Source organism: Methanobacteriaceae archaeon, assembly GCA_013403005.1.
Classification (GTDB): domain Archaea; phylum Methanobacteriota; class Methanobacteria; order Methanobacteriales; family Methanobacteriaceae; genus Methanobacterium.
The window spans coordinates 419,977-434,427 of record JACBOA010000001.1; the positions used below are offsets into that span (position 1 = coordinate 419,977).

Sequence of the window (14,451 nt, forward strand, 5' to 3'; positions counted from 1 at the left end):
AGCCTCTTAAATTTTTATTATATGTTCCTTTGATTTTGAAAGGTTATAGAGAGTTTTATCATCAACTAATTCTGTGATTTCTACTAGATCCTCATATTGAATTCCTCTTTGGATAATAGAATCTAAATGGACAAATAAGTTCCCTTTAGGGAATAAAGAATATATTAATTCACTCACCGACGGATATCCAATTGTTTTTTCCGCGGACTGGTTTTTTAAGGCGGCATAAACACCATCACCAGTTAAAAGAACATCAGAATCAAGTCCTTTATCTAAACTTGCTATGGCTATATAAATTCCACTTAAAGCGTTTTCATGTCCGTAAGGGGCTTTGTCAATTATAACTAATGATGATGACATGTTTAACTACCTAAAATTACAACTTTGCTTTTTTCATCCATCCATTCTGCAAGATCATAGACACTGGTAATTTCAACTCCTCTTACGTAATGTGATTGATCTGAGTATCCTCTTGCGGCTGCACAACGCACACAAGCCTTAATTTCACAACCTTTCTCTATTAATTCTTCAATAATCTTGGAACTTGAAGGGAAATCCCTGGGATTTTGATTTTTCAGGGGTAGGTGCACACCATCCATGTATAAGAATATTTTCACCCCATAACCTAACTTCAGGGCAGATTCTGCCATTCTATATCCTATATCTGCGTATTGTGAAATGTAAGGACCATCCAACAACACAATAACCATTTTTTCTTTATTAGGTTGATTTTCACGGGGATATGTTGCCATACTACTGACTCCATAGGGCTTTTAAAAACTTACAACTTGATTAAAATTCTCCATAATATTCCTAACCATGTCATCGTACTTTGAAAACAAAATCAGACCATCTTTTATTTGTTCTTCTTCAATTCCTCTTGCTTTAAGATCGTCACCAGACACATGGACTTCTGAATTGTTTAAAATTGTTTCTAAATCGGGATGAGAGCATCTTTTTCGGGCGCAATAAACTCCGTTTCCAACCAGATAAATAGAGATTTGATCATTATTGGCATATAATTTTGAAAAATCAATAAACGTCCTGAATCCCAGTTCTGATGGGCTTTTTGTTAATATGAATCCAATGCGCATGTTATTCACTTATAGGGATATTATTGTTATTTATTCCTTAAAATAGCGTTTTTTGATTTTCAGTGCCACATTTACAAGACTTATAAGCACTGGCACTTCTATTAAGGGTCCTATTACTGCTGCAAAAGCTACACTTGATCCTATTCCAAAGACGGCAACTGCTACTGCTATAGCTAGTTCAAAATTGTTACTTGCTGCTGTAAATGACAGTGCGGCTGTTTTGGAATAATCGGCTCCAACTTTGTAACCCAGAAAAAATGTGGAGAAAAACATTACCACAAAATAAATGAGAAGTGGAATCGCTATAATCACCACATCAAAAGGTATCTGGACTATCATATTGCCCTTTAAGCTGAACATCACGATTATAGTAAATAAAAGTGCTATAAGGGTTATAGGGCTGATTTTAGGAATGAATTTTTCATGATACCATTCCTTGCCCTTTCGTTTTACTAAGGAGTGTCTGGTTAGTATTCCTGCAATAAATGGAATTCCCAGATATATGAAAACACTTTCAGCTATTTGCAGTATACTAACATCTACAATACTACCTTGTATTCCTAACATTGGTGGTAAGACAGTGATGAATATCCAAGCATATACACTGTAAAAGAATACTTGGAAAATACTGTTGAATGCAACTAATCCTGCAGCATATTCAGTGTTTCCTTTTGCCAGTTCATTCCAGACAATAACCATAGCAATACAACGTGCAAGACCTATTAATATCAAACCAATCATATATTCAGGATAACCACGCAAGAAAACTATGGCAAGGATGAACATCAAGATGGGTCCAAATATCCAGTTTTGAAATAAAGATAAACCCAATATTTTTGTGTTTCTAAAAACTTCTCCCAATTCTTCGTACCTTACCTTAGCAAGGGGAGGATACATCATCAGGATCAAACCAATGGCAATAGGTATGCTGGTTGTGCCAACAGAAAATCTATTTATAAATGATTCAACTCCGGGTATGAAATAACCAATAGATACGCCTACGGCCATGGCCAAAAAAATCCATAAGGTCAAATATTTATCTAAAAATCCTAGTCTGGGAGTATCATGAATTTGATCAGTAATTTGGCTTGGAAGATTATTTTTCATAAAATTCTCCATTAAATTTCTATTTTTTTAGGAGTTCATCTAAAGTATCAGTAATTTTAGGATTAGACAGACTATAGTGTACCCAAACTCCTTCTTTACGCCATTTTAAAAATCCTGCTTTTTTTAGTATGTTTAAATGGTGTGATACTGTGGGTTGTGGTTTATCCATTGCTTTAATTATTTCACAGACACATAATTCGCCATGTGTTAATAAATAAATTATCTTAAGTCTAGTTGGGTCTCCAAGGGCCTTTAATATATCTGAATTTTTGTATAATGTGTTATCATCAGGTATTTTGGATATTATTTTTTTTAATCTTTCAATCTGTTCCTGGTCCGGCTTTCCATCTGGACTTACTTCGCATGATTTCATGAACATTGCTATTTACAAATGATATATTTAAATATATGGATGTCTTATTTATTGATGATGAAAACTACCCGATCACAAAGCAAGCAAAAGGTTTTATTTCTATGTAATCAAAATTCAGCAAGGTCTCAGATGGCTGAAGGACTTCTGAAATCATTGTATGGTGAAAATTATGAAGTTTACAGTGCCGGGAATAATCCCAGTACTGTGAATCCCTATGCAGTGCAAGTCTTAGAAGAAGTGGGTATAGATATTACAGACAATCGTTCAAAAAGCCTCAAAGAATTTGAGGGCTTTGAATTTGACTACGTGGTTACAGTATGTGGAGGAGAAGGAGAGTTATGTCCCTTTTTCCCTGGAGGGAAAAATTATCTTCATGAATCATTTGCAGATCCTGCAGCAGTTGAAGGAACTGACCAGGAGAAAATTGCTGCCTTTAGAAGAATAAGGGATGAAATAAAAGAATGGATTAAAGAAACTTTTTATAGAGGGTGAGTGATGTTAAAAGTTTCAATAGCCACCGATGGCCCATATGGAGATCGTGCCTACGATACCATCAAAAAAGAGTTTGATACAGTCTTAATCCAACTGGAACAACCTAGTTCCATGTTTATAGATGATATTGAAATACCTGAAAAGGATGTTAAACTGATTGAAGATGCCAATATATTGATCACCTATACTACCCATCCTGATCTTACCCTGGAATTGGTGGAAAGATTTGCAGATAAAGTTGATTGGATTATAGTGGCTGCCTGGAGGGGTGATGGTTTTAAGAACCAATTAGAAATACATGAAAATGTTTTATGTCCCTATATAATGTGTGAACTGGAAGAGAATGGTGATCTCATCTTTGATAAGTTTGCATCAGATATCGGGAAACCCAAGGTAGTTCTGAAATTGGATGGTAATAAGATGAAGGATATTCTGGTTTTAAGATCCTCACCATGCGGATCAACCTCATTTGTAGCTGATTACATAAAAGAGAACTATCTAGGTAAAGAATTAGACTCTGAAAACCTTCCGACAGAAGCAGGGCTTAAGTTGCAGCATTATCCTTGTAGAGCAGCTAAAATGCGACTATTCACTGATGAGGAGTGTAAAAAAGAAATGGCTTCAGGACTTCACCGTGACGCGTTTGAAGAGGCAATTGCCTTTGCATGTCGGACTTTGGAAAAATCGTAACTGAAAATATATCTATTTAATAAAATAATCATTTAAATATAAAATTTGAGGTGAAAAATATGAAAATAACTGTGTATGGTACTGGATGTGCTAATTGCCAGGCATTAGAAAACAATGCTCGCAGGGCAGTTGAAGAATTAAGTGTAGATGCAGATATAGTAAAGGTTCAGGAAATGGACCAGATATTTGAAGCTGGAATTACAGGAACGCCAGGGCTGGCAATTAATGATGAAATAAAATCCATGGGTCGTATTCCATCAGTAGATGAGATTAAGAAATGGATAGAAGCTAAGAAATAGTTTATATTTTACGAATTTTTCAAAAAAAAAATTTTCATTTTTTTTATAAAAAATAGAGAATCATTATTTTTTATCTTTTGATTTAGCAATAATTGATTTTTGATAATTTCATTTTCCTAATCCATTGATCACAGTAGTTTTTGTGAAAAAACTCACAAAATTCAAGTAAGGAAATAAAATAGGAATTTTTTTTTAGAAAAAATCCATTTCTTTAAATTATGGCATTGAACAGGTAACCTATGGCAGTTATGGACACAGCAAGTATGCCAATGAATATGGCCAGAAGTTTAGGTTTTAACACCTTTCTAAGTATAATCATCTCGGGTACTGAAAGTGCAGTAACTGCCATCATAAAGGCCAGAGCAGTTCCTATGGGTATGCCTTTGTCAATGAAAACCGCCACCAGGGGGATGATCCCTGCAGCATTAGAGTATAATGGCACTCCAATTAAAACTGCTACGGGCACTGCTAAAGGATTACCCGGACCGGCATAGGTGAGAAGGAAATCTGAAGGCACGTATCCATGTATTATAGCTCCTATTCCAATGGCGATTATTACATAGGGTCCTACTTTCTTCAACAGATCCTTGGTGTAATCTTTGGAGGATATGGCACGTTCTTTGAGGGTCTGATTTTCCTCTTCCAGGGCCACTCCTGATTGTTCAGCAGCCTTAATTTTTTCAATCATCTCATAAACGTAACTTTCCACCTCACCTTCCAGTTTAAGTCTCCCTATGATGATTCCTGCGATAATGGCAATTATTAGTCCGGATATGATGTATAATGCGGTTATCTGCCATCCTACCATACCCCACAGTAATATAATGGCAATTTCATTTACCATTGGGGAGGCAATGAGAAAGGAAAAAGTCACACCTAAAGGAACTCCAGATTCAATGAATCCAATGAAAAGGGGTACTGCGGAGCAGGAGCAGAATGGAGTGATAATACCCACTAAAGCAGCCGCTACATTCCCCACATATTCATTTCTTTTTCCCAGTGCCTTTCTTACCTTAAGGGGAGATATGTAACTTCTGAAGAAAGCTATGGCAAAGATTATAACGGATAATAGGATCAGGATCTTGATGGTGTCGTATATGAAGAAATTTACTGCACTTCCCAGTTGCGATGCAGGATCTAATCCCATTAGGACAAAGGTAAGATAATTCACTCCTTCCTGTAGAATATCAGGTACCATTTTTAACCTCTTTAATTACACCTTCAAACCTTTTTCCTGCATCTAAAACAGTAATCTGTTTCTTTATCTGTTTTGAATATTCTACCGCAGTTCTTACAAACTACTTCTTTAAGGGATGATTTTTTCTTTTCTAAGAGTCCTGTTTGGCAGGCACATCCCCCACCACTGTACATTCCTTTGATTTTCGCTTCAAATCCTTTATCATCTTCATTCATATGTAACACCTGCTCATTCTCGCGTATTAATATTTTTTATTCTATTTCCAGCATATTATTCCTCAGCATCGTGCTAAGAATAACTTCCAAAGACTTTTCAGGTTTAAATCTGTTTAAAGTTTGTGGTTGTTTTTTTTGAATACTATAGATGCTCAGCCCTTCAACTGTTGGTAGATGGTTCTTAATCTGTTCTGGTAAGCAGTTTTTATAGTATTTTCTTCCTTTTCCATTGGTTTAACAGGTATGAGATCCATTACTTCTTCTGGGCTTAGTTGAGACTCGTAAAATGTTTTCGCTGCACCAGTAACCATTTTCAGGAGGCATTCCTTTAACTCATTATCTTCCAGCCCAAATGAACTACCCAGTTTGAATAATTCATTAAACTGAAACCAGAAATAAGTGGGGCCCATGGCAGTTAAAACTGCATAAGCCTCCAGTTTATCCTCATCAACCTCAGGGGTGGCTCCCAGAGTATTAAATAGATCTAAGATTTCCTTTTTCTCGGAATCATTTATCTCCGGAGCGAAGCTGACGGGGTTGTATCCTTGGTTGATGATGGATGGTGCGTTGGGTATCAAGCGAACTATACGACTGAATCCACCCAGTATGCTGGATATTTGTTCGATTTTAGGTTTAGGTGCCAGTGATATCACCACGGAATTTGGTTTTAGATGTGCTTTGGTCTCTTTCAACACATCTGCCATGATGGGTGGATGAACAGCTAGAAAAACCATATCCTGCGAGGCAGCGATTCCATATTCATCTGAAACTGTCTTAATTTCTGGAAATTCATTTTCGATCTTTTTAAGGCTTTCTGGGCTGGTGTCATATACTACCATATTATCTAATTTCATTCCTTTATTCTTAAATCCATTTAGTAATATTTTGGTTACTCTTCCTCCGCCAATGAATCCTATAGTTTTCATGTATCTAACCTCCAATTGTGATACAAATAGGTTTAAAATGGAAAATTTACCTGTTTTTGATTAATCTGATTCTTTAATCTATTATCCATTTTTTAATTTCAGTTACTGATGGAATTCTCTCCATTGACTTGATTTCTCCCTCAATTCCTAAACCTGGTGTTTCAGTGATCCTGCTTCAGAGATCTGTTCCATTTCCTGGATTTTCACAATTTCAGCATCTGCTCCAGATTCTTCAACAGTCTTTCTGGCGTTATTTTCAATTGCTTTGCAGTTTGCGCAACCAGTTCCATTTATATTTCGTTTTTCTTCATTTCACCCTTCTTACGTTTCATTCAATCAACTTCATGGTCAATCAGCATCTAATGAGAGATTGATTCAGAGAATAAATTTAATGATATGAATATAAATTTTATGGATTCATGCTTTTGTTTTATTTCTCTCCATTAATTTAGTGTTCATCCTGTCAAATCTGTTTTTGATGTCTGTATATTCTTTTTCATCAAAGGGACAGTCTTCTATGCAGTAGGTACACCCTTGACTGCATCCGATGCAACGTTCTTCTAAAAACATTGTTTCTTTACCACCGCAACAGGTTTCTGTTTCTATGAGCGCGTTTTCAGGGCAGGCCTTTATGCATTTACCGCACCGTTTACAGTACTCTGCTATCCATGAATGTTCATTATCTTTTTTCACAGGCAAATTTTCAATGCTGGTGAATATGGCTGAAATCTTCTGTCTGGGACCAGATGTGGGAGTTATTAACAGGCCACTTTGCCCTATCCATCCCATACCTGCTTTTTGGCCCAGTGGTGAGAATTTCACAGCACCTCCGTAGGGATGGGCAGATTCAGCAGCAAAACCATTTTCTCTAAGAAAATCTGCGATTTGGTAGGTTAATTCGCCCAGTTTTTCATAATGTGCGTCGTTTATTGCCTTTGCTGCAGTTCCTGGATCGGTTAGGATGAGATCATCATCCATTTCCATGGTTAATACAATTGTATTGGAAAATAGGGGGGATTGACCGGGATTAATTAGCTCTGGAGTGATATTAGTGTATCCTATGCTTTTGATTCCAATGGAATGAGCATAATCTTCAAGTTTTTCCATGAACTCACTATCAGCAATTGTTTTTGGCTCATCTGGATTGTTTTTTATATATTCATCTGGATAGTCTCCGCCGCATCCACAACTACAATTACTGTTTTTTTCAGGAACCTTTTCCGTTGATTCAACTGTTTCTGGAGTTCCACACCCACAAACTCCATTATCTACTTCCTGATGGGCAGGAGTTTCAGAGCATGCAGTCTTCTCATTATCATTCCCTTCAATTTGGAGTTTCCCAGCTTTTACCAGTTCTTTTTTGACCTTTGCCCAGATTCTTTCTTTCTGGTAAAGTTCACGAAGTGGTTTTTTGTCTGGGAAGGTGATTGCATTTCCCTGGCAGAGGGTTGCGCATGTGGTGCATCCAACTGTACATTTGTAAGGTTGAACAACCACTGGACCATTTTCAGTCCATTTGTAGACTTTTGCTCCGCAGTTCATGCATATTCCGCATTCAACACATTTTTCAGGATCAATTTTAGGGAACCATTGAATTTTTTCTCGGGGATACCCAGCAAACCAAGCCATATTTATCTCCTCCAATCCCACAGGGTTTAGTAGTTCTTTTATCTTTGCAATAATGATGAGCAACTTTCTCAGAATTACATAAATTTTAAACAGTTGATTTCTATTCTAAGATTCATCTTATTCCACACTTCTAATTTCATATATTCAAATATATAAATATATTGATTAATGGGTAATCCTTAATCAATATTAAATTCTCTAAAAGCAAAATTAGGGTTGATAAAATTTAATAATCTCTGAAACTAAGAACTAAACTAATTTTTAGGATAAATATAAAGAACTTTATAAAGAACTTAGATAGTTAAAAGTCAGTAGGATGTTAAATTCTGCCAAAATATCCGGATATTTTAATCTTGATTATGAAACCAGTTTAGGACATAACAAAATATAAAAATAGGGTTATAATTTATTATATAACTCTATAGAATGTTTCACGGCTTCGAATGCTTTTTGAGCATTCTCCCAACCTTTCACTTGGGTTTTTTTACCTTCCAATTTTTTGTACTCGGTGAAAAAGTGTGCAACTTCATCTAAGAAAGCTGTAGGCATGTCAGAAACATCCTTAACATCTTTGAACTTAGGATCATTTACAGGCACACCTAATATCTTGTCATCACTTTCATCACCATCTATCATTCTCATCACACCAATTACTCTGGTTTCGATGATGCACCCCGGAAAAGTGGGTTGTTCCATAACAACCAGAATATCCATGGGATCTCCATCATCCCAGAGAGTTTTGGGGATAATCCCATACTCTGCAGGATAGTGGAATGGTGAATACAGTACTCTATCCAGTGCAAATGCCTCTTTATCCTTGTCATATTCATATTTATTCCTAGATCCCTTTGGAATTTCCACTACTGCATAAACAACTTCTGGAACTGATGGCCCAGTCGGTATCTCTTTCCATAAATTCATACAATCACTCCTAATTTTAATGTATTAAAAGAACATATCTTAAAAACTTGCCATTGAAGCATTGGTCATTTGCTCTTCAATTCGGATCAGCTCGTTTAGTTTGGCAATCCTTTCTCCCCCAACAGCTCCTGTTTTGATAAGGGGACATGAAAATGCAACAGCTAAATGTGCAATAGTTTCATCGGTGGTTTCACCTGAACGGTGTGAGACAACGGGAGTATAATTATTATCTTTTGCAAGTTTCACAGTCTTATAAGTGTCACTTAAAGTTCCTATCTGGTTGGGTTTGATGATAATTGCATTGGCAGCTCCCATCTCTATCCCCTTGGAGAGTATCTCTGCATTAGTAACAAAGATATCATCACCACAAATAATACACCGGTCTTTAACCCTTTCAGTGAGTTCTGCAAATCCTTCAAAATCATCTTCACGTAGGGGGTCTTCAACAAAAAACATTTTGTAAGTATCAATGATCTCTTCAACAAAGTCTATCTGTTCACCGGTATCCCTGCTAACCCCCTCTCTAGCATACACATATTTCGAACCATCCCATAAGCCACTGGGAGCTAAATCAAGTGAGGGTCTGATTTCAATTCCGGTTTCATCAGATACTTCTTCACAGGCTTTGGTTTGAATCTCTAATGCCTCATAATTGGATAGATTAGGTGCCCATCCACCTTCATCACCTTTCCCTCCTGTTGAGAGGGTATCTTTGACTTTTATAAGCTCTCCAATTCTTTTATGAACATTTGAATTTGCGAAAACGGCTTCTTTGATGTTCCGCGCACCTATGGGAACCACTAAGAACTCCTGTATATCTGGTGCATTTTTCCCAGCATGCGCTCCTCCGTTTATCATATTACCCAGGGGGTAGGGAATTTCCGTAACTAGGTTTCCACCCAGAAACTGGTAAAGGGGCATATTATACGATGAAGCTGCAGCTTTGGCAGCAGCCAGGGAAATTGCAACCACAGTATTCCCTCCTAAAGATGAAAAATTATCAGTACCATCTAATTCCTTCATAACCTCATCTATAACACTGGTGTCTTCTGCAGATAGTCCCTTAAGTTCGGAAATAATCTCCTTTTGATGCTGAGCAATGACCTTATCCACTCCTATATCAGGAAATGCAGTTACTTCCAATGCCCCGGTACTGGCACCACTGGGTGCTGCAGCAATCCCCTGGCCATTTGCAGTTATAATTTCCACTTCCAGGGTAGGGTTTCCTCTGCTGTCTAAAATCTTCCTCATCAAAACGTTTTCTATTGTACTCTCCACAATTACACCACCAAATTTTATTAAATGAATCCAATGGGCGCTATATGATACAATATGGATAAGATGATGATTAATGATTGGTTGCACCTTATTTTCACAGATAAGATAAACTTTTCAATATGTATAAAGCCTTAAATGTGTATTCAAGTTCTGAAATTCCTAGAAATATCGATCTTCTAAATCCACCGTTATTATTCTGGAGTTTAACCACGTGGTTGATAATCTTATCCGGATATTCAGGTTCCACATCTAAAATTTCATGGATTCTAATTCCAGAATATATTGCTTCAATATAAGGCGGGTAACTATTGGGAGTGTAGGCAAATATTCCCTCATCGGTACGGCAGTTATTAGTAAAATTAATTATATCCCTCTCATTTCTGATCAGGGACCTGTTTATGATATTTAAAGATTCTAATGCGTATTGAGTCAAAGTAATATTTGAATTTTTTTTCCCAAAGCCCCCATCTTCATTTTGATGGCTTAATATCCACTCAGCAATGTTATTCAGCTTTTTATGTCCGGTTAAGTGAAGTATAACTGTGCTGAGATAGGCTGTTTCCAGATTGGGAAATTCTTTTTGGTTGGAAAGGCGGTGAATGTATTTATCTGCGATTTCAGGTTTTTTCCCCAGTAAATTTAAAATATTCACCAAATTAAATTTCCCATAAACTCCGAATATGTAACCTTTTTGTATATCCTCAACCCATTTTATGGTTTTATCAATATTGTAAGGGGTTTCATTGAACATTTTCATTATTAAAAGGCCATAGTAGGTGTTTTTCCCATCAGGGATTCCTTCATAAAGAGTGAAGCCTCCTCCTTCATGTTCACGCTGGTGAACATATTCTAAAGCCCTTTTTAAGATTTTCATCTTATCACTTAATTTTTATTCAATATATTTTATTCAACAATGTCTTCGCTGTGCCGTGGTAAAAACCATTTCTGTGCTACAAAGGTGGGAATCACTGCACTGGAAACTACCACTCCTATAAGTACTGAATACTGCACTTGGTCTATGTAACCTGCGTTAAGACCGAATAAGCTGGCTATAGTTCCAAATGTTAGTCCTGTACTCATTAAAAGTGTGGTGTACATACTTCCATTGGGGATGTATTTATTAGCCAGAAAGTAGACTCCCAGGAACTTTGAGACTATTTTTATAGCAAATAATATTATAAACAAACCCAGTGACGCCAATATCAACTCAAAAGAAATTTTCAAGCCACCCACTATAAAGAAAATAGGAGTTATTACGGCGTAGGCCACGGTTCTCATCCTAACCATTAATTCTTTCACCTTTGCCAGCTCTTTAGACATTAGAAGTCCCAATATGAATGCTGGTAGAACTGCCTCCCCATTTCCCAGGGCAGCGAAATACATAAATATCACCAGAATAACGAATACATATTTTATTTCTGGCTCTATAACTTTATTTTTCAACTTTTCATGGTTGAAAATGTATTTAGAATATTTAGATGCTAGAATTATAACTGCAATGGAAATTACAATGAATAAGGCAGTGTATAGGTCTGGTTTAATGAAAAGTATGCTCAGCACCAAAACTGTGGACATATCAGTTACAAATGTAGCTGCTAGGACAATCTTAGCCAGATTTACATCTGGAAGCTCGGTTTCCATTAACACCGAGTACACCACTGCCAGTGAAGTTGTGGAAAGGGCAATTCCTGCAATCAGAGCTGCCTGCAGATTCCAGCCAGCTATAAAATAGGTGTAAAGACTTGCCCCTATAAAGGGTGCCAGGAATGAAAAAAACCCTATTAGAAAGCTTTCCTTATATTTTTCTCGCATGACCTTGGTATCAATTTCTGTTCCTGCCATGAAGGTTAATAGAATCCCACCAAATGAGGCTATAAGGGTCATCCAGTCTGTGGCATGAAGAAAACCCAGATTTCCAAAAATGGCTCCTATAACTAATTCTATGATAGCTACAGCTAATCCCACTCTCAATGAAATTAAACTTGCTAAAAAGATAGCTATAACCAGTACTAATACATTTTCTTGTGCTAATATATCGATTGCCAAGTATATCTCCTCTAAATATTATTTTTTAGTTGATTAGCATTAAATGATGCCAATAAATTTACATTAGTATAATTTAGGAGGCATCGGCTTAAAAAATAAGCAATTAAATATTGATAATTGCTGTTAATATATCTAGATAGATAATTTAGTAGCCTGAGCTAAGATTAAATGCCAATAACTCCTCCTACAATATTGCAGGAGTCATTAGCTTAAAATAAGCGGTTAAAGGTGAACTCCATCACCAATCTAATCATATCATTTTTTTCTAATAAATAGTTTACACTTCTTATAAACTTCATTGAAACTTTAGTAGTTTCTGGAAAAAATGATAAAAGTAACTTACAGGCCTAAATCAGGGTTATAAATAGATTTTTGAAATAATGGTTGTCCATAATCTTATGAAATGCAGAAAGATTAAAAAAGTTTTATCAAAATTTATTTTCACCTATCTAAGATAAACATTCTACCAAATCAATCTTTGGGATATATAAAAAATTCAAATGATTTATTTTACCTTAGAGAAAGTTCTAAACACGGTATTTGAAAATAATGTTTAAAGGATGGCTTTAGTAAAGATATTATCCAAACATCCCAAACATCTAATCCAACCATCTCTCTATCCATACCATTGGCAGCCAACTATAATTGGCAAGAATAATCGTAGTTATTTCTCTAACCATTTTTATAGAGATAAAAAAAATCTTACTTTAAAAGTCCTAAAAACCCTGCGAAATAATTTTATTTACATTTATCTTCACATAATACTCCTTTATTCAGCTTAAAAACCATATCGGAATATTTTACAAGTTTCATATCATCACTGAACACCAAAACAGCGTAATCCTTTTTTAGATTTACTAAAAGTTTAATCAAATCAGTTGTTTCTGTTGCAGATAGTGAAGAAGTGGGGTCATCAACCAATAGAATTTGTGGTTGATTAATTATGGCCCTTAATATGCTGGTTTTTTGCTGTTCTTCTACAGAAATCTCATTAGGATACGATATCCCTTCCAATCCAAAATTTTTGAGCATATCCTGTGCCAAGCTCTTATCATTATTACGCATAGGTAACATTACATTCTCCAGCAGGGTTAAATACGGCAATAGGCTTGGATAAGGGGGAACAAAACCCATTTCATTGCGTATTATGTTTAACCTTTCATGAGGTGTGGGATTAGTTAAATCAGCTTGGTCAAAAATAACTGACCCGGAACTGGGACTCTCTAACAGACCGGCTATGCGGAACAAGGTTGATTTTCCTGAACCCATCGGTCCTACTACCATAGTAAACTTTTTCGAATTTAATTTCATGGATACATTGTTAAGAGCCAGAGTTTCACCCTCACCAGGAGTAGGATATATTTTGTTTACGGCTTTTAATTGGAGAATTTTTTTAGACAGGGTTGAACACCTCTTTAAAACCATTTTTGGAAGCTATCCATGAAGGATATAAACTCAAAATGAAACTCAATCCTGTTGTAAGGGTAATGGTCATGATTATTAACCATCCGGGCAGTACCAGTCCCAAGTCACTGCCGAAGATTTGGGTTAATATGAACAATCCTAAGCTACCTAGAATCACTCCCAGTACAGATGAAATCAGTCCCAGAATGGTACCTTCCAGGGCGAAAGTAATTAGAATCTGAATTTCAGAAAATCCCATAATCTTTAAAAGACCCACATCCCGTCTACGCTCCAATTCATTGAAGAACATGGCAGTATATACACCTATGACACCAATCAATAGTGCTATACTGGCTATTCCATCCGCCAGAAAAATTAAGCTTTGAATAAAATTTATTATTACATGGGCACCTTGATTTTGTTCTAGGTTTATTCCTAAGGTGGAACTGATATATTGAGTTATATTAAGGCTTAAAGTATTATTCCCTGCATTTCCTCCTACTGAATGATTGCCAGTGCTAATACTTTCTAGTCTATCTAAAAAACTGGTAACTCCCAGACCAGATCCCACTAGAATTAGAAGAACCAGCACACCAATGGTTACTCCGGTAATTGTGGAAAAATTGCGCATACGATTTCTACGAAGATTTTTCAGAGCTAATATGTAAATGCGCATATAATCACCTGATTAAATAATGGAGTAATAAGGCAAATGGTTCAAACTCAATGCTCATATCATCCTTTAATATTATTCCAATTTTGCATTTTTCTATATTTGT

Annotated in this window: 18 protein-coding genes and 2 pseudogenes; 3 read left to right on the top strand and 17 right to left on the bottom strand. The window is 36.2% G+C overall.

Annotated elements, in window-relative coordinates; translation table 11 throughout:
- Positions 1–6 precede the first annotated feature (6 nt).
- The 5 genes from HVN35_02000 to HVN35_02020 are packed head-to-tail and all read right to left on the bottom strand — an operon-like array spanning position 7 to position 2,574.
- Positions 7–360 (bottom strand): DsrE family protein, encoded by a 354-nt coding sequence (locus HVN35_02000; protein ID NYB51328.1) that lies wholly within the window; start codon positions 358–360, stop codon positions 7–9.
- A gap of 2 nt (positions 361–362) precedes the next feature.
- On the bottom strand, positions 363–752 hold the full coding sequence (locus HVN35_02005; protein ID NYB51329.1) for a DsrE family protein: 390 nt from the start codon (positions 750–752) through the stop codon (positions 363–365).
- A 21-nt stretch (positions 753–773) separates the two neighbouring features.
- Entirely contained in the window at positions 774–1,094 is a 321-nt protein-coding gene (locus HVN35_02010; GenBank protein NYB51330.1) for a sulfur relay protein DsrH, read from the bottom strand.
- 30 nt (positions 1,095–1,124) lie between these two features.
- Entirely contained in the window at positions 1,125–2,201 is a 1,077-nt protein-coding gene (gene arsB, locus HVN35_02015) for an ACR3 family arsenite efflux transporter (GenBank protein ID NYB51331.1), read from the bottom strand.
- Positions 2,202–2,220: 19 nt separating this feature from the next.
- Positions 2,221–2,574 carry a winged helix-turn-helix transcriptional regulator gene (locus HVN35_02020; GenBank protein ID NYB51332.1) on the bottom strand — a complete coding sequence of 118 codons (354 nt, stop codon included), beginning with the start codon at positions 2,572–2,574 and terminating at the stop codon, positions 2,221–2,223.
- 57 nt (positions 2,575–2,631) lie between these two features.
- Here HVN35_02020 and HVN35_02025 point away from each other — a divergent pair, with 57 nt between their 5' ends.
- The 3 genes from HVN35_02025 to HVN35_02035 are packed head-to-tail and all read left to right on the top strand — an operon-like array spanning position 2,632 to position 4,055.
- The gene (locus HVN35_02025; protein ID NYB51333.1) at positions 2,632–3,066 is read left to right on the top strand and encodes an arsenate reductase ArsC; all 435 of its coding nucleotides are present in this window, start codon (positions 2,632–2,634) and stop codon (positions 3,064–3,066) included.
- Positions 3,067–3,069: 3 nt separating this feature from the next.
- Positions 3,070–3,756 carry a hypothetical protein gene (locus HVN35_02030; GenBank protein NYB51334.1) on the top strand — a complete coding sequence of 229 codons (687 nt, stop codon included), beginning with the start codon at positions 3,070–3,072 and terminating at the stop codon, positions 3,754–3,756.
- Positions 3,757–3,815: 59 nt separating this feature from the next.
- On the top strand, positions 3,816–4,055 hold the full coding sequence (locus HVN35_02035) for a TM0996/MTH895 family glutaredoxin-like protein (GenBank protein ID NYB51335.1): 240 nt from the start codon (positions 3,816–3,818) through the stop codon (positions 4,053–4,055).
- Positions 4,056–4,266: 211 nt separating this feature from the next.
- Here HVN35_02035 and HVN35_02040 read toward each other — a convergent pair whose 3' ends face one another.
- From HVN35_02040 to HVN35_02095, 12 genes and pseudogenes are all read right to left on the bottom strand, one after another.
- Positions 4,267–5,253 (bottom strand): permease, encoded by a 987-nt coding sequence (locus tag HVN35_02040; protein NYB51336.1) that lies wholly within the window; start codon positions 5,251–5,253, stop codon positions 4,267–4,269.
- A gap of 23 nt (positions 5,254–5,276) precedes the next feature.
- On the bottom strand, positions 5,277–5,468 hold the full coding sequence (locus tag HVN35_02045) for a hypothetical protein (GenBank protein NYB51337.1): 192 nt from the start codon (positions 5,466–5,468) through the stop codon (positions 5,277–5,279).
- 152 nt (positions 5,469–5,620) lie between these two features.
- Positions 5,621–6,394, bottom strand: coding sequence for an NAD(P)-binding domain-containing protein (locus HVN35_02050; protein NYB51338.1), 774 nt, complete (start codon positions 6,392–6,394; stop codon positions 5,621–5,623).
- Between the two features lie 73 nt (positions 6,395–6,467).
- A pseudogene (locus HVN35_02055) lies at positions 6,468–6,688 on the bottom strand (TM0996/MTH895 family glutaredoxin-like protein).
- Between the two features lie 123 nt (positions 6,689–6,811).
- Positions 6,812–7,183, bottom strand: a complete 372-nt coding sequence (locus HVN35_02060) for a 4Fe-4S binding protein (GenBank protein ID NYB51339.1) — start codon at positions 7,181–7,183, stop codon at positions 6,812–6,814.
- Positions 7,184–7,723: 540 nt separating this feature from the next.
- Positions 7,724–8,023: pseudogene (locus HVN35_02065) on the bottom strand (ferredoxin family protein).
- A 399-nt stretch (positions 8,024–8,422) separates the two neighbouring features.
- Positions 8,423–8,944, bottom strand: a complete 522-nt coding sequence (locus tag HVN35_02070; protein ID NYB51340.1) for an inorganic diphosphatase — start codon at positions 8,942–8,944, stop codon at positions 8,423–8,425.
- Between the two features lie 39 nt (positions 8,945–8,983).
- Positions 8,984–10,222, bottom strand: coding sequence for a phosphopyruvate hydratase (eno, locus tag HVN35_02075; protein NYB51341.1), 1,239 nt, complete (start codon positions 10,220–10,222; stop codon positions 8,984–8,986).
- A gap of 94 nt (positions 10,223–10,316) precedes the next feature.
- Positions 10,317–11,096 (bottom strand): hypothetical protein, encoded by a 780-nt coding sequence (locus tag HVN35_02080; GenBank protein ID NYB51342.1) that lies wholly within the window; start codon positions 11,094–11,096, stop codon positions 10,317–10,319.
- A gap of 29 nt (positions 11,097–11,125) precedes the next feature.
- Positions 11,126–12,268, bottom strand: a complete 1,143-nt coding sequence (locus HVN35_02085) for a cation:proton antiporter (protein ID NYB51343.1) — start codon at positions 12,266–12,268, stop codon at positions 11,126–11,128.
- 738 nt (positions 12,269–13,006) lie between these two features.
- Entirely contained in the window at positions 13,007–13,693 is a 687-nt protein-coding gene (locus tag HVN35_02090) for an ATP-binding cassette domain-containing protein (protein ID NYB51344.1), read from the bottom strand.
- The gene (locus tag HVN35_02095) at positions 13,662–14,348 is read right to left on the bottom strand and encodes an FtsX-like permease family protein (protein NYB51345.1); all 687 of its coding nucleotides are present in this window, start codon (positions 14,346–14,348) and stop codon (positions 13,662–13,664) included. Before HVN35_02095 ends, HVN35_02090 begins: the two co-directional genes overlap by 32 nt.
- Positions 14,349–14,451: the final 103 nt, after the last annotated feature.